Annotated in this window: 16 protein-coding genes; all 16 read right to left on the bottom strand. The window is 41.6% G+C overall.

Going from position 1 to position 16602, the window contains the following annotated elements:
- Nucleotides 1-4: 4 nt before the first annotated feature.
- On the bottom strand, nucleotides 5-979 hold the full coding sequence (locus tag AC50Y5_RS05620; protein ID WP_494859062.1) for an ABC transporter permease: 975 nt from the start codon (nucleotides 977-979) through the stop codon (nucleotides 5-7).
- 93 nt (nucleotides 980-1072) lie between these two features.
- Nucleotides 1073-2776 carry a type 2 periplasmic-binding domain-containing protein gene (locus AC50Y5_RS05615; protein ID WP_056034550.1) on the bottom strand — a complete coding sequence of 568 codons (1704 nt, stop codon included), beginning with the start codon at nucleotides 2774-2776 and terminating at the stop codon, nucleotides 1073-1075.
- Between the two features lie 102 nt (nucleotides 2777-2878).
- Nucleotides 2879-4585, bottom strand: coding sequence for a sensor histidine kinase (locus AC50Y5_RS05610; protein WP_494859059.1), 1707 nt, complete (start codon nucleotides 4583-4585; stop codon nucleotides 2879-2881).
- A 60-nt stretch (nucleotides 4586-4645) separates the two neighbouring features.
- On the bottom strand, nucleotides 4646-6211 hold the full coding sequence (locus AC50Y5_RS05605; protein WP_494859057.1) for a response regulator: 1566 nt from the start codon (nucleotides 6209-6211) through the stop codon (nucleotides 4646-4648).
- A gap of 348 nt (nucleotides 6212-6559) precedes the next feature.
- Nucleotides 6560-7459, bottom strand: coding sequence for a formylglycine-generating enzyme family protein (locus AC50Y5_RS05600; RefSeq protein WP_056034540.1), 900 nt, complete (start codon nucleotides 7457-7459; stop codon nucleotides 6560-6562).
- A 126-nt stretch (nucleotides 7460-7585) separates the two neighbouring features.
- On the bottom strand, nucleotides 7586-8227 hold the full coding sequence (locus AC50Y5_RS05595) for an endo-1,4-beta-xylanase XynA (RefSeq protein ID WP_056034536.1): 642 nt from the start codon (nucleotides 8225-8227) through the stop codon (nucleotides 7586-7588).
- 346 nt (nucleotides 8228-8573) lie between these two features.
- Nucleotides 8574-9287, bottom strand: coding sequence for a DUF7832 domain-containing protein (locus AC50Y5_RS05590; protein WP_056034532.1), 714 nt, complete (start codon nucleotides 9285-9287; stop codon nucleotides 8574-8576).
- Between the two features lie 16 nt (nucleotides 9288-9303).
- Nucleotides 9304-9828 (bottom strand): DUF3841 domain-containing protein, encoded by a 525-nt coding sequence (locus AC50Y5_RS05585; RefSeq protein ID WP_494859705.1) that lies wholly within the window; start codon nucleotides 9826-9828, stop codon nucleotides 9304-9306.
- Between the two features lie 164 nt (nucleotides 9829-9992).
- Nucleotides 9993-10397 carry a DUF3224 domain-containing protein gene (locus AC50Y5_RS05580; RefSeq protein ID WP_056034526.1) on the bottom strand — a complete coding sequence of 135 codons (405 nt, stop codon included), beginning with the start codon at nucleotides 10395-10397 and terminating at the stop codon, nucleotides 9993-9995.
- A gap of 71 nt (nucleotides 10398-10468) precedes the next feature.
- Entirely contained in the window at nucleotides 10469-11095 is a 627-nt protein-coding gene (locus AC50Y5_RS05575) for a type 1 glutamine amidotransferase family protein (RefSeq protein ID WP_494859053.1), read from the bottom strand.
- 117 nt (nucleotides 11096-11212) lie between these two features.
- On the bottom strand, nucleotides 11213-12175 hold the full coding sequence (locus AC50Y5_RS05570; RefSeq protein WP_494859052.1) for a helix-turn-helix transcriptional regulator: 963 nt from the start codon (nucleotides 12173-12175) through the stop codon (nucleotides 11213-11215).
- 258 nt (nucleotides 12176-12433) lie between these two features.
- The gene (locus AC50Y5_RS05565; RefSeq protein ID WP_494859050.1) at nucleotides 12434-13198 is read right to left on the bottom strand and encodes an ABC transporter permease; all 765 of its coding nucleotides are present in this window, start codon (nucleotides 13196-13198) and stop codon (nucleotides 12434-12436) included.
- Nucleotides 13191-14117 (bottom strand): ABC transporter ATP-binding protein, encoded by a 927-nt coding sequence (locus tag AC50Y5_RS05560; RefSeq protein ID WP_494859048.1) that lies wholly within the window; start codon nucleotides 14115-14117, stop codon nucleotides 13191-13193. Before AC50Y5_RS05560 ends, AC50Y5_RS05565 begins: the two co-directional genes overlap by 8 nt.
- A gap of 102 nt (nucleotides 14118-14219) precedes the next feature.
- Entirely contained in the window at nucleotides 14220-14915 is a 696-nt protein-coding gene (locus AC50Y5_RS05555) for a response regulator transcription factor (RefSeq protein ID WP_056034511.1), read from the bottom strand.
- 1 nt (nucleotide 14916) lies between these two features.
- Entirely contained in the window at nucleotides 14917-15828 is a 912-nt protein-coding gene (locus tag AC50Y5_RS05550; protein ID WP_056034507.1) for a sensor histidine kinase, read from the bottom strand.
- A gap of 361 nt (nucleotides 15829-16189) precedes the next feature.
- Nucleotides 16190-16423 (bottom strand): GNAT family N-acetyltransferase, encoded by a 234-nt coding sequence (locus tag AC50Y5_RS05545; protein ID WP_494859045.1) that lies wholly within the window; start codon nucleotides 16421-16423, stop codon nucleotides 16190-16192.
- Nucleotides 16424-16602: the final 179 nt, after the last annotated feature.

The following is a 16602-nucleotide window of genomic DNA, read 5'->3' as shown; positions in this document are numbered from 1 at the left end:
TTTTCTAATACAGCCTGGCTTCTCCCATGCGTTTCGCGGCGTTATTCGCTATAAACAATAGGATGAAGCTGACCACGGTTTTGAACATGCCTGCTGCAATAGAAAGAGAGAAATTGCTCTGCGCAATCCCGTATTTCAGCACGAATATATCTATGTTCTCGGAATAGTCAACATTCATGCCGTTGCCCAGCAAATACTGTGGTTCGAATCCCGACTCCAGCAAATAACCGATATTCATAATTAGCAGTATGATTACAACAGATTTAATACCAGGCAATGTAATATAGATCATTTTCTTGAATCGATTCGCACCGTCAATCTCTGCAGCTTCATATTGCGTAGGATCAATCGTCGTCATTGCCGCCAGATACACAATTGTATTCCATCCTATGTCTTTCCAGATAGAGCTTGCTCCGAAGATGGTCCAGAAATACTCTGGAATGCCTAAGAACAAAATTTCATTGCCGCGATCAATAAATCCCAACCCGACTAACAATTGGTTGATTGTTCCGTCCGGCGACAAGGTCGTTTGGATAATGCTCGCTGCTACCACCCAGGATATAAAGTGTGGCAAATAACTCACGGTCTGAACGACGCGTTTAAAGGCGATATTGCGTATTTCATTTAGCAGCAAAGCAAGTGTAATCGCTGTGATGAAGCCAAAAATCAAATTAATCGAGCTCATAGCCAGCGTATTGCGGAGAACTCTGAGAAATCGGTCATCCCCAAACAAAAATTTAAAATGCTCAAACCCAATCCACGCTTGCTCCATAAATTTTTTAGCCGGCTTATAATCCTGGAAAGCGATGGTCCAGCCCCATAGCGGTAAATATTTAAATATAATCAGCCATATTAAAAAGGGAACAGACATGATGGCGAGGGCACGCTGTTGAAACAGCTTTTTAAAGAAATGCCTGATTCGGTTCTCGTATTTATTTCCCTTGGATTGGGAAATGGCCAATACCGTATTTTTGTCCACCTGTATTCTCTCCTTCCAAAACCACACGGGTAAAGCAAACATTCAGAAAGGCCAGCCTCAACCGATGCAGTCTGGCCTTTCTCATAAAAGGGATTACTGGTTCGCCATCGCAACCTTCTGCTTCACTTGCTCCGTTGTCCATTTCTCATAGCCCGCAGTGTCCAGCTTGCCGAATTCCTTCATATACTCCTCCCATACAGCATCAAATTTATCCGGAGTTGCCATTACCATTTTCGGGAAGTATTTCTTCGTCATTTCATCCTTGCTTGCTTCCCATAGCTGTTCCGGTGAGTTTTGCTCCTTCGCAAATCCCCAGGCAGGAAAGTAAGGACGGCTGATCGGCTCAGCGTACAACTGGCTATAGGTTTGCACCCCATACTTCTCCAGAATGAATTTATCCTTCTCCGTCAGTGTCATTTGGAAAACCTCTGGCTGGCTGGCAACATTTCGCGCATTTCCGTTAGCCAGTGTAGAGGTAGCATTATACATTGGCCAGTTCCAGCTGTAATATTTGAAGCCAAAGCTCTCTCTGAACGTCTCATCAATTTTGTCAATTTGCTCTTGAGTACGATAGTAGCGGCCTTCTTCATTTACTTCATAGGTTTCGCCCTTGATTCCCCATGACAACAGCGTCTGATTCTCTTCTGTGAGCATATTGTCAAAGTACTGGATGATTCGGACCGGGTCCTTGGCGCTGACCGTAATCCCGATTCCGCGGTTGGTTACTAGTCCGCCCGGAGGGTCCAGATAAGCATCCGGGGTATTTTCATCAAAGGTAATGGGCAGCGGGAAGTAATTATATCCGTCCAAGGAAGGATCTTTTCTTGCCGCATCCTTCAGGACATTAAGCGCATTATCTACCTGCCAGCGGTAATCGAAAAAGCCGAGTACCTTATGGGAAGTTAATTTGGCGATATACTGGTCGTAGTTGTCCACAAAGGACGCTTTGTCAAAAAGTCCATTTGCATTCAGTTTATTTAATTCTTTCAACCACCTCTTAGTAGCGTCAGAACCAGCATACGTTTTTGCTTCCCAAGTGCTGGTATCTACAGTAACGTTGCCGTCATTCGGGTAACCCATAAGGTGCATAGGCGGATTGGAGGTGGCAAAAAAACGCCAGTCATGTGTAAGTGATACTAATCCAGTCAAATTTTCGTCCTTATGCTTATCTCGGTAATTCGTGATTAGCTCGACGTACTGATCCAAAGTTTTGATCTTGGGATATCCGGCTTCCTCCAGCACACGACGCTGCACCCAGAAAGCTGCTCCGGCTTCCGGCTCGGGAATAAAATCGTTCACTTGCGCAGCAATAGGGAGGAAATAGATTTTTCCATCTTTAGCTTTCATTTGATTCAGCGATTTTCCATAAACCCGCTTGATATTCGGACCGTATTGCTCAATGAGATCATCGAGCGGTATAAAAGCGCCTGCATTCAGCACTTCTTCTATTGCTGCATCCGGGATTAGCACATCAGGGTAATCGTTAGCGGCAATCATCGTTCCAATCTTTGTATTTAAGTCGCCGACTACAAACTCCAGCTTGAAATTCACGCCGGTTTGATCCTCAAGGAGCTTGCCGATTGTAGTTTGATTGGTATTGCCATCCTTCGAACCGGCTACCCCGTTGAAAATTTTAAATGTTACTTTATCCTGCTTGGCTCCTGTAGTTGCATTGCCACTCTGCTCCGCCGTTCCTGTATTCTCCTTCGTATTATTGTTGCCAGAGCAAGCTGTAATCACGGATAATGATAATACTGCTGTTAAACAGAGAAGCCAAATTCTATTGATTTTGTTCATTGCTTTTACTCCCCCTTTTATATGAATGGTGTGTTACTCCCTTAGTATAAAAGCGTTTTCATTTCATCGTTACCCTTTAAATTATGGTTTATTCTTTGAAAACTATGGATTCGATGGAATTTTCAGCACGATTCTTGTTCCTTCACCAGGGCGGCTGTGTACTTCAAATACAATTCGGTCGCCATAAAGCATTTTGCCCCTGTAAATTACATTCTGTATCCCAATCCGGTCGCCAATAAGTTCTTCCGCCTTAAGGTAGTCATACAGCCTGCTGACCAGCTCCCCGTTCATGCCGATTCCGTTGTCTTTGACTGAGAAAACGACAAAATCCTCCTCAATTCCAATCCGGATATCAATTCCCCCGCCTTTTTTCAGCGGTTCAATCCCATGAATGCTAGCGTTCTCCACAAAGGGAAGAAACACCATCTTCGGGATTACACAGGCACGGGCTTCAGGCTCCACCTCGACATGGTATTTCAATTTGTCTTCGAAACGATATTTCTGTATTTCTAAAAAACACATGATAAAACCCAGTTCCTCCTCCACCGTTACCCATTCCTTATTCCAGGTTAAAGAGCTGCGTAAAATCATCGCCATACTTTGAATCATTTTGGCTGTCTCCTTCTCATGCTTAAGCAGACTTCGCATCCGTATCGTCTCCAGCGCATTGAACAGGAAATGGGGATTAATCTGACTTTGAAGAGCATTCAGCTGCGCCTTCCGCCGTTCCAGCTCAAGTGATTTTTTCTGGATAGCCGTCATATACACATCGTTAATTAATGTCTTTATCTGCATAATCATATTGTTGAATTCGAGTGTCAGCTGACCGATTTCATCACGGGCTTCCCCATAATTGATCATCTGAAAATTCTGTGTTTTTACTTTCTTCATATGCTTTAGGATTTCAATAATCCGTACGTTAATAGACCTTGTAATAATTAAGATGATTATAGTAGGAAAAATCATCATCACGCATCCGGACCAAACAATGAAATAGCGTGACTTCAACTCCTCCTTAATAATCTCATGCTCATTAATGGTACCCACGACCTTCCAGCCGCGCAGATAACTGATGCTGCCATATCCCTTCTCAAATTGAATGAGATTATCCGATTTCAGGGAGCTGTACAGATGCTTGGTATTCGCCTGCCAGTCGATTGCCCGGTTGGTTGTGTATTCTATTCGGTCTCCTGGACTCAGCAGGTACATATCTCCCTTTACATTCAAATTAGAAAAAATCTCCATGATATCAATCGTCTTGAAATCAAGTTTAATGAGCTTCTCCTTGGCCATCCGATCCGCAAAATAATCCATTCGCCGGAGCAGCGAAAAAGATTGAAATTGGCCCTCCGGGTCTTCGATGCGAACGAATACAGGCTGGGATGACGCATCCTTCAGCCAAAGCTTATACCATGCTTCTTCACGAACCTCATCGGATAATATGCCGATATTTCCTGAATTCAAAAGCGTGGGATTGTCTACATATATCGTTTTGTTCTGAAGAGAAGAAGAGAACGGAGAGTAATTGTTCAGAATCGATCTTAAATAGAGATCATAGGCCTCTACATAGTCTTCCGTATGCGTGAAATTCATATTTAACACTTCATTGGTTTTGTAATCCGCATAAAAAAAGGAGGATAACCCTACACCTTGATCAACCATTAACTGGAACTCATTTTTAATTTGCTCCACGGCACGGTCAATATCATTGATTCTTTGTTCTTTTACATTCTCGGTAATAATATTATAAAAAATCGCATTCGTCAGAATGATTGGAGCAATGACACCAAGGAAATATACCAAAAACATTTTGTTCCTCAACCGGATATTATTCAGAAAATGCATAGCTTCCCCTTCCCCCTCCTCGCTTTAGCGCTTACCGATTCGGCTTCTATATTCCGTAGGGGTCATCTGTCCCAGCTTTTCAAATTGGGTCACGAAATAATCCGCATTTTTGAAGCCCACCTGCTCGGCAATTTCATAGATCCGCATGTCGGTCTGTCTTAGAAGCTTCTTGGCTTCCGTAATACGCAGCTGGAGCAAGTAGTCATTGAAATACATCCCATAGTTTTTTTTGAATATTTGTCCGAGATAGGCAGAACTCATGTAAAACTGATTAGCCATACTTTTCAGATTGAGATTTTCATGAAAATTTTTATCTACATAACACTTAATCTTATAAAGCACGCCACTTCCATAGCTTTGATAGAGACTCTGAATCAACCTGGCAGCCTCCAGCGCAAAGGCTTCAAATAAGGCCCGGAGCTCGCTAAATGTGATGTTATGATCCTGCCAGTTCATGATAGGCATAAGACTTGCCAGCCGCTTTTCATCGCCTTCCATACTTCTAATCGTATTCAGCACACTGTGGACACATTGAATCGTGGCCGCTTTTATAGCTTCCTGCGATACAGCCTTTTCTGCAAACTCCGCAAACATCCGGTCGATAACCAAAACAAGCTTTTGCTCGTTGTTCTCTTCAATGGCTTCAATGATTGTACGGTACACCTCGTCCTTGATATGGACATAACGGAGATCCTTATCGGCAATATCGGAATGCAGCAGGATTCGCTGGGTGTGCCTGAAGTATTTATATTGCACGGTCTCCTTAGCGCTGACGTAAGAATGCTTCAATAGCATGAAGGAGCTTACCGTTCTGCCCACATAGGCTTGAAGGTCTAAGGAGAACAGATTACTGAGCTGAAGCAGACAATCTGCCATGAAGCTCCGGGCATCACCATTATGTCCTCTTAAGTAGAGATCAGGTATAATAAATCCGAATGCGCGCCGATGCTCGTGCACAATCGGGGTTTCCGAACAAAGCTGCTGAACCGATTGCTGGATTGCATTTTTGAATTCTGCCTTAGGAGGCATAAGCCTGTCTCCCCACGGAAACACATTATTAATTTCCAGCAATACGTACATAAACTCCTTCGCTCCCATTCCAGTCCAATGCTTTTCCCAGACCTCAAGAGCATCGTCCTTGGCTTCACCACGAATGAGCGTCTCAATCAGTTTCTCTTCCTCGTGAATAATAAGCCTCTCTTTTAGCTGTTTCTGTGCAGAAAACTTGTCGCGATATTTATGAAGCGCTTTCACAATTTCGTTCTCATTAATAGGCTTAAGCACATAATCCAGTACATCGTACCGAACCGCCTGCTGGGCGTAACGGAAGTCATTATAACCTCTGATAATAATAAATTCGGTTTCAAGCTTCGCCTCCGTTACGGCTTGAATTAGCCCGATTCCGTCTAAAATTGGCATACGGATATCCGTAATGACAAGATGCGGCTGCTGCTTGCAGATAAGATCCAGAGCGTCTTCTCCGTTGTCTGCCTCACCTATCACCTCAAAACCACTGCTTGCCCAATCCACCATTTCAATCAAGCCCTTGCGGACAAATAATTCATCGTCGACAATAATGATTCCGTACATCGTAATCTCACTCCCTTACTGAAGCTCATTCCAATTAGATACTAACTATAGAATATAATTTTCAAAAAGAATATCGTGAGTTTTCCATCGACTACTTGCTCAAAATCTTCCTCTATAGGTCGGAACATTTTCATATATGTACAGAATGAGCAGAACATAAAGCAAGACTGGGGTTATTATATCAGAGCGTACTAGGAGCACATAGTCTTTACATAAGAGAAGCAAAGGAAAGCAAAGGGTCATCTTTCCTTTGCTTTCCTTTGCTTCAAAAATCGTGGCTTGCCAGGCTCTATACACTTGCGAACTTCGGCCTGATTCTGCCTAATATATGGTATCCACTTTCCGATTTTATTGGGCCCGGCTCACACGAAAACCCTGATCTGGGCCAATCCCATTTGCCTCAAACTTTCCCCGATAAGATAACTCGTTGTTTCTGACGTCGCCGATCCAACCGCCGCCCTTTACAACCCGGAAAGAACCACTCTCGCTATCCAAGTCCCCATCTCCGTACCAGTTCCAGCACCATTCCCTTACATTACCTGACATATCGTAAAGGCCTAGCTCATTGGGTTTATGGGCACCGACAGATTTTGTTTTATTTTTGTTGCTTTCTATAATAGTCCAGTTCCATTCTCCTGATAAGTATTTGTCTCCAGCGTTTTTCCAATACCAAGCTACTTCATCTACATTATTGCTCCCGCTGTAGGTGTAACTGTTGCTCACCTGGCCTCCACCTGCGGCGTATTCCCACTCCGCTTCCGTCGGCAATCGGTAACCACTCGCTCCCTCATTGATCGTTACTGTCCATTTTAGATTATCGTGATCACTCTTATTATTCGGATCTTTTTTATTTTTGTCTATCTCGTAATACGGTTTCAGGCCCTCTTTTATACTTCGTTTATTACAGTATTCAACAACATCATACCAACTTACCATTTCTACCGGTAAATTGTCGCCCTTGAAGCCCGAGGGGTTGCTTCCCATAACCTCAACCCACTCTTTTTGAGTTACCTCATATTTGTCGATATAAAAGCTCGATATAGTTACACTTTTTCCATAAAAGTTGGACTTCGTATTCACAAAAATCCCACCTTCTACAAAGACAAGATTATCATTGTTTTTATTGTTTTCATTATTTTCATTGTTTTCGGTCTTCTCAGCCTTCTCGGTCTTTTCAGGCATTTCTTGCGAGCAAGCAATGACTACCAATAATATTGCTGGCAAAAGGAAAATAAATCGTTTTCTCATTACTATTTCTCCTTTAAACGAATAGGAAAAGGATGCAGGCAAATATCTATTGTTGAAATAGATAAGGCCGCCAGCTGTGAGACCGGCAGGCCTTAGCAAGCAATATTTATAATGAAATGATGCCTGTTACCACACCGTTACATTAGAGCTGCCGCTGCTTTGATACCCCTCTGTCGCAAATACCTGGTAAGTCCAGCTGCTCCCCAGATACATTCCTTTACTTTGCCATGCATTAACGTGGTTGCTGAACGTGATCGCGGAGTTGACCCCAGTTGCTCTCTTCGACTGGCGGACACTCCAATACTGAGGGAAGGTTTGTGTACCGTCGATGGATGGCGCGTTGTATCGCATAGTCGTATAAATGTCATATGTGCCTCCGTCGCTGGACACGGTTCCTTTATACGTTCCGGTAGGACGATACGTGCCCCAACTGTCAACGACGTAATATTCAATTAGCGAGTTTCTTGTCCACCCGTAGAGAGTCAAATATCCATTGCCAGACGGCGCCCAGACGCCGGCATTATAGTTAACTGTCCGGTTTGGCGATCCGTTAATCCAGCCTTTTCCAACAACGAAATTCCCGACATTTGACCATGTAACACTATAATTGCCGCCGGATCCATTGACAGCATTTACTGTTCCGCCGCCATCAGTCCAATTTTGCCAATAGTCTGTCGCTGCACTTGAGGTTGCCGAAAACAAGCCCAAGCTCATAGAAGCTGCAAGGCATACCGTCAAAATTTTCTTATTCAGCTTTAATTTGAACATAAGATACCTCCTCATTTTTTATCGTTATTTGCCTATGTGTTATGGTTTCTTCTCTATGCAGCACAACACTTATCCTGTGTCATGTCTCGCCATCATCTTACTATCACCTCCTTCTTAAGGTAAATTATAGCAAGTAAGCGCATACATTAATACATTGTAAATTATAGGTTTTCCCTTCATTTTCTAAGCTTATTATTAACTGAGCAGGCTGTGTCGCCGATTACAGATCTGACCTCCATGCCCGTTGCCTTGCTTTTCTCGGTCGCCATGGCTATATGCGTTTTGTATCAAAAAAAAAAGGAGTCGGCACTTTAATGCCCTCCTTTTGCACCGTAAAACTACATTACTAGCCTCCCGATTTTTTGCGACGTTTCCAGTCCTGATAACGCTCCGTAATGATCGGCTCGATGATGTGATAGTTTTCAATCGAATCTTCTACATGGTAGATTGTCGGCAAGCCGGCCGCCAATCCATTTGTGAAATCAACGGCCGTATAGATGTCGTTTTGGATATTAAGATATTCGCGGGCAAACGCATCTGCCTCATCCGACAATTCGTTCGAGCTAAGCACGCCATCCCAGTTTTTACGATAAAATTGAGCTCCGGTCATCTCATCCCTTTTGACAAGCTCAATTTCCGCTGCATCTTCTTTGCGGCTTCGTTTGCTGAGCAGATCATTTTTGATTATCCAAGCTATGAACATGCCCGACGGAACGTAAGCTTGGTGGTGCTCCAACTCTTGCGGAAAATCGCCATCGTAATGCCATTTCGCTTTGTCGTAGACGTATTTTTCTTTTTCTGCGATCTGAAATAAAATATCTCGCGGTTCTTCCACAAAACCTTTATCCCTCAGTTCATCAGCCAATTCGTTCAGTCGATCGATCGCTTCCTGTTTGACGGGATACGGCTCGTATGTCGGGTTCATCGTCTTCTTGTCGGGATACAGCCGGCCTTTAATGATATTAAGAATATAAACTTCTATTCCTTCCGTAATCGTTAAATGCCGATAGTCTTTAAACGTCTTTCCCTGTTTGGTTAAAACCAGCTCGATCTTGCTCACCTTATCGATCACCTCATCATATTTCAGGTTGCTTCCTTGTCACAAAATGCTCAACCTTATTGACTCTTCCTATATCAATCCTACCTGCAACCCCCTGAAAACATCTGCTATCCGTTCCATGCCACTCAGGATCACGCGGTCTATTGAAATCGAATATTCGATTCCAGCTTTCTTCCTTGCTCATAGACAGCTTTCCTAAATAATAGTCATCCCACTCTTTTTCGTTATCAGCATAGAAACTATCATTTAGAACTAAATGCCAATCATCAAAATCAGAAATTAATACCTCTTTATCATAGAGCTCTAAACGAATTCTTACACAAGAGGTGTAGCTTCCAAAATGACCTGACGAACGCATATCCGGCTTTTCTACCCATAGCCAAATAGGACTTTCTCCAGCATAATTAGGAAGCCTTTCTTTCATTTTAGTCATCATCCACTGATATTCCTGTGGAAACATGGCATGTTTTTCAGAGCCTTCTAGATACCCTTGATTCTCAAAAATGTTCCAAATTTCTTCTCTTTGAAGCGTCCAATATATGCCGATTTCCTATCTCTCCTATTTTTTAAAATATGGTGATGACGTAATTAGTTTTATTTATGAATCCATGTTGTAAAATAAGCATACCAATTCCCACCAAATTAATATATAAATAAGTCGGAAAATGAAAAAAAGAACCTCCTGTCCAGGAAGTTCCCCGATTACTATTTTGTTAATTCGAAATCTAATACCAATTCACTCGTGTGACCGAGAAAATGATAGTTATAGCTTCCGATTAATTTTTCCAGCTCTCCTGTGCCGTTAATGATTTGAGCGGGGCTATCAAGAGTACCGTTATCAAACATACCGTTTTCACAAGCTGTAAACGTTCCATAATGTCCATCGTAATGACCTTCAAAGTGCAGGAACCCCGCAATTTTGGATTTGGCCTTTTCAGCATCCTCCATATGACTATCTAAGTAATACAGCAAATATTCTAAAGTTGCTTTCCCTTCCAAAATACCTTTAATTTCGTATTCAACTTTTGCAGTATTAACGGGGAAGTTGCTAAGATTATTTTCAATGGGTTGTTCCTCCCACTTTGTTACAGTAAAAATGGCTGTTTTCATATCATCACTCTTTCCTCAAAATAGTATCATTAAAATTAGTTTGAAATTGAGACAAGACAATTCTTATATCTTCACAGAATGGCATTCATCAACTCATAGAAATACTTGGATTCCTGCGTCTTATTTAGACTATACCAGGCATCTAATGTTTCTGATGAAAACACATCGAGCGCTCTCAAGACATGTACAGAAAACTCCAATGGTGCTATACCAGATGCAGTGATCAGTTTTCCATCCGTTACAGCTGGCTCCATATTGTAATATTTTTCGCCCGTATAATTGGGACAGATCATTTTAAGATACTCCAAATCATTGCTTGTATGCCAGCGTGAATCCAGTAGCCCCGTCTGGGCAAGCCCGATTGTAGCCCCACAAATCGCTGCCACTAATGTCCCTGCCTTTAAACACCTTTCCGCCGTTTCTAAAATGGGTTGGTGAAAGGTTTCTGTCCAAGTATCTCCACCGGGTAAAATCAATGTATCCGTGCTTTCGATGCTGCACTCATCCAGTCTGATGTCTGGCAGTATTTTCAATCCGCCCATTGTCGTTACAGGCGTCTTGTCCATTCCCACAGTAATGATTTTGGACGGAGCCAGCCCTTTTTTATAATATCTTCCCGAGTTCAGTTCGGCAGTTAAATAACCGATTTCCCAGTCTGACATCGTGTCAAACACATAAAGATAGACCGTATTCGTCATTTGCAAGTTCCCCTTATTTTACAAGTCATCAAGGAATACCACCCATCCATGCATCGGCAATCCATGATTATCCTCATTATAAAATAGCTTCACTGACAGCTGCTGTCAGTGAAGCTATTAAAGCCGATAATATTCCATTAACTCCGACGCAACAGCAACAAGCCTGTCCTTCAAACTCTGTGGTTCGATGACTTTAATGGATTTCGCATAGGATAGCAGAAAATAAGGGACATGTGTCTGAATGGATGTTTCCTCAAGTAAGAAGATGGCTTGATTGGCTGTCCGCTCTTGCAGATGATGCCCCAAAAACCAATGCAAGCATAAGTCATCCAATGCCTCTGATCTGCCTTCAATCATTAAAGAAATTAACCCGTCCTTGCCCACTAAATCAGGCAATAGCTTCTGCATGAAAAATTCACGGGCTGAAAATGCTTCAGGACGCTTAAATAGAAGGGGAGTCCGCTTGATTTGCACAATCCGATCTGCCCGAAAACTGCGAATCTCCTCCCTTAGGTGGCAAAATCCAACCGTATACCATTTATTGTTCCAGTTAACCATTCCATAGGGGTCTATCACCCTGTTCTTAGGTTGTTCTTCACGGCCTGTGCGATAATCGATTTCTACAGCGTATTCATTTGCTACAGCCTGCTCCAATTCCGCCAATATCGGCTGAACCGAAGGGTATCCGCTGCGGTTTATCACTTCAAAACCGGCTAACTGGCGGCTAAGCATACTTTCCTGCTCCTCATTTGAATACATTCTCAATTTGGAGGTCGCATTGCCTAATGCCTCGCTTAAAGGGTATCCGGCTTCTTTGGCAAAAGCAGCCGCATGAAGGAGCGCCTTTTTCTCTTCCATATCAAATAGCAGAGGGGATCTGATAAATTGATTGAGCAAGCGATACCCGCCATTATGACCTGTGTCGGATATGATCGGCACTCCACTAGCACATAATGCATCTATATACCGATAAACGGTCCTTATATTTATTTCCAGCTTCTCGGATATTTGTTTTGCAGTCATTTTCACGCCCGAATTCAGCATCCAGAGAATGGCCAGCATATTATCGTTTTTTGGCATAACAGGAACCCTCAGTTTCTATATAAATCTCAAAATAGTCTTACCATGCACCCCACATGTGCGGAGTACCACAACCCAATCAAAAAACTGCACCTCTGTCCGTTTCTTAATTAAAAGTATGGTGGAGCTAGGCGGAATCGAAGCGCCAACTAATCTAAGCCCCCGTGCTTATTCTAACTTCAAGTATTCATTTTTTTCTTGGGGAGTGCAACCAACCAGTTCGTCCTCCCATCATTGTTAGTTGCACAGCCCTAAATACTATTTCAGATCCTCTTTGATCTTATATCTGATGGCTATAAATGAAAATATAACTATAAAAACAATCGACACGCTAGCTACATGAACAAGATCATTTATATTATCAAAATCTCTTGCGCTTAAGATCGTATTAACTATTAAGAAAGAGGACAAATGAACGTCATCAATGATGGATTCCAAGACAGTTACAATCATTCCAAAAACATTCAACGATAGAACAAATCCAACTACAATACTAGCAATCAAGCTTTTACTAATAATGGAGATGCATAAGATTACAATTGAAAATGCCCAATGAAGTAAAAATTGGCCGATCAACAATTTCGCAAAATAACCCCCATCTCCAATCATTGCATGGTTAAAGAAAATTGATCTTCCGATCATATCCGCAGCGATCATGACAATAAATGTAAGCAAAGTGAATAGGCCTGCAATTAATATTTTTGAAATAACAGTGTACATCCGCGCACGCTTCATCGAAATGTAATTTTTATAAAACCCAGAGTTATGTTCACTCATATAGAAGTAAACAACGAATACAGCAATATAAATCAGCGGCCACAATGGGATTTGAGACATCATGACTTGGATGAACTGACTTTCGTTCATCGAGCTGATCAGCATAACCCCACTTTCTCCGGGCTGCTCGTATTTTCCCAACATAAATATACCGAATATTTGAAAAGCAAAAAAAATTAACAGTAATATATAAATCATTTTATTTGATTTAAAACGGTGAAAGTCCATTTTGAGAATATTAATCACGGCTCCCACCCTCACTTTCTATCCGCGCCAAAAAATATTGTTCTAGGCTTTGTTTATGCTTGATAATCGAATGAACAGTTATGCCGCTTTCAACTAAGGTCTTGATGATATGTTGGTTCTCAAGATGAGCATCATATACATACACCACACGCTCACTAATGACTTTGTAATGATTAATATGCAATTTTTGTTCTAAGATGGGAACAGCCGAGCTTGCTTTATCCACTTCTATTTCAATACGATCTTCGCATTGAAGCAGCAGTTGCTCCCTTGAATGGTGTTCGATGATTTCTCCTTGATGTACGATTGCATATTGCGTCGCTACTTTCGACAACTCTTCCAAAATGTGACTTGAAATAATGATGGTCATTCCCGTTTTATTCAATTCCAAAATCATGTTTCTAATCTCAGAAATTCCTTGCGGGTCCAAACCGTTGATCGGTTCATCCAAAATCAAGACATCTGGGCTTCCAATTAATGCAGCTGCAATTCCAAGCCTTTGCTTCATGCCCATTGAATAATTTTTCACCTTGGTCTTGTTCGAACCTTCCAATCCGACAAGCTTCAGCAGCTTGTTAATATGCTCTTTCCGATTAGTCAATCCATAAGAGATCGCGATTAATTCCAAATTTTCATAGGCAGTATGATGGGGATATAACCCTGGATTTTCAATGAGTACGCCTATTCGTTCAAAATAAGGGTGATTATCCGTCACTGGACGATCAAATAATTTAATTTCTCCTGAAGTCGGGGATATCAATCCAGCAATCATCTTTAGCAAGGTGGATTTTCCTGCTCCATTTTGGCCTATCAAACCGAAGATTTCACCTTTGCCTATTTTAAACTCTACCTTACGCACTGCTGTTTTCCCTTTAAATTGTTTGGTTAATTGACTTACTTCAATAATTGCTTCAGCCATATTCGCACCTCCTTGTCAATAAAATAACAAAAAGAAGCTAACATATCGTCAATAAAAGATTAAGAAAGTTCAAAGAAGATTAGGGCCGGTTTAAGGCACTCCCTATGGTGCCAGCCTGAAACCAATGCCCCAAATGGTGTCAATATAAGCCTCCTCGTCAACCCTTTTGATTTTATTGCGAATATTGCTAATGTGAACGGTAATGGTTTTGTCCTCACCTATGTATATATCTTCCCATGCAAGCTCATACAGATCCTGCTTTGTAAACACTCGGGTAGGATTCTTAAGCAGCAGCTCAAGGATCTTGTATTCCTGTCTTGTAAGTTTCAAATCAGCTTGATTGACGCTAGCGTTCATCGTTCCGCTATCTAAAAGTAGATTTTTATGTCGATAGCGAGTGGCAGAATCCGTTCGGGAGGTTCGTTTGACATGTACATTGACTCGGGCAAGCAATTCCTCCACCTCAAACGGTTTCGTAACATAATCAGCGGCTCCCAACTTAAACAGATTTAATTTATTATCCAATTTGTCCTTGGCCGATAGAACTATAACTGGTGTGTCAGAGCTTAATTCTATTCTTAGCCGATGCATAAAATCTTCCCCCGAGAAGCCAGGAAGCATGAGGTCCAAAATAATAAGCTGATACTCGTGATGAGTGACGTTCATGATTCCCTCACTGCCAGAATACGCTTGCGTGCATTGAAACTTCTCTTTTCGAAGCACATCATAAATAATATTGTTGATATGCACGTCGTCCTCGACAATTAGAATTTTGGGGTGGTTCGTGTCATTGTACACGTCAACTCTCCTTTACGATTTTCTTAAAAGCTAAGCTGATGCAAAACTGCTCATCGTTCAGGTCAGCTTGCACATAACCATTCATTTTCTCCATCAGTGATTTCACGATAAAAAGTCCCAGTCCTGAAGATTGGTTCGTACGCGACGGATCTGCTTTGTAAAAGCGAGTAAATATGTTGTCAAGGCTCAGCAGATGATTTCGCTTCAGTACATTGGAAAAATGAAACAAAACCTCGTCCTGCTTCTCCTCATAACGAATGCTTAGAGCACCTTCACTGTGCATAAAGTAATTTTTGATCACATTCTCAAATACTCTTTCCAACGCACTTTCATTTCCCACTATAAATAGCGGTGCTTCCACCATGCAGATGTTTGGTTCATAGCCACATCGCAAAAAATCGTCGATAAAGGTAAACAGACGTTTATTTAACACTTTTATCACATCAACTGGCTCAAGCTCCAAGATGTAATCTGGGTTTTTCAGTTTCGTATATAGGAACAGCTCGTCAACAAGTGTAATAATCTGTTTCATTCTAGTCTGTGCCAGACTAACATACTCTGTTTTTTCTTTAAGATACTCGGATCGTTCCGCCAATTGCAGATAGCCGTCAAGTGAAGTCAGCGGGGTTCGTATATCGTGGGACAAGCTCATAATGGTCGCGTGAATTTCTTCCTTTTGTTCGATAAAATCTTGCTTCAACTTTCGTTGATCACGAAGCATTGCATTACATAAATCGATTAACCGATGAATTTCTTTTGGCTTAATTTGTGTTTGTATCATTTTGAATGAATGATGGTCTGATATAAAAGATAATTGGTTGCCGATATCCTTAATTTGGTTTTTGTAATACACAAGGTAAACGGATTGAATGATTAAAGCAGCCAGTATGACGATTAAAACAATATAAAACATAGAATCACTTCCTTTCTGACACTTGAACCATCTCGTTCTCCTGTATTTCAACTCTCTAACTCTTGGAAATTTGTACTTGAAGACTATATTCAATAATTTATAATTATATCCTTCAATAACGGTCTATTTCGACAACATTCAAATTTATACACTAGTTATTGTCTCAAGAAGGTACCATTAAAGCAATAAACCACATAATAATAGTTTATACAGTACATGTAGCCCAGACAGTATACTGCCGGGCTTCAACTTGCAGGAAAATGTGGCTCTTAGCTGCTAAATTCTTACCAACAACACACAGCACTCCACATGACTTGAGTGTCAGTCACTGTAACTTAGTTCGCGATTGATATCTGGTTTGCTAGAGGAAATATTCCATTTGACGGTCATAAGGCTCGTATTCGGCTAACTTCTTATCAATCTCTACGGCATCGATGCATCCGACATTCGTGTAGAACAATTGGGACTCCTCTGATGAATGCGCCGAAATATACAGTTTCCGCGCTCCCATTGCTCTAGCCTTGTCAGCGCATCGCTCAAACAGCTTCTTTCCTATTCCCTTACTTCGATGCTCGTAGGAGACATGGATCTGCATCGTATTCTCCTCGCTTTTACGCTTTTTAACCGAACTTCATAACACCCTGAAACAAAGTGCTTAGAACTAAACATATTTATTGTATAGGAATCAAGTGCATGAAAAAAGAGGGATCATCCACTCATACATCTCCCATTTATTTGTCTACATCCCGTAATCATACCATGATTCCTAACATA

It is taken from the genome of Paenibacillus sp. JT22N7 (assembly GCF_059383875.1).
This window is presented reverse-complemented; position numbering and strand designations above follow the sequence as displayed.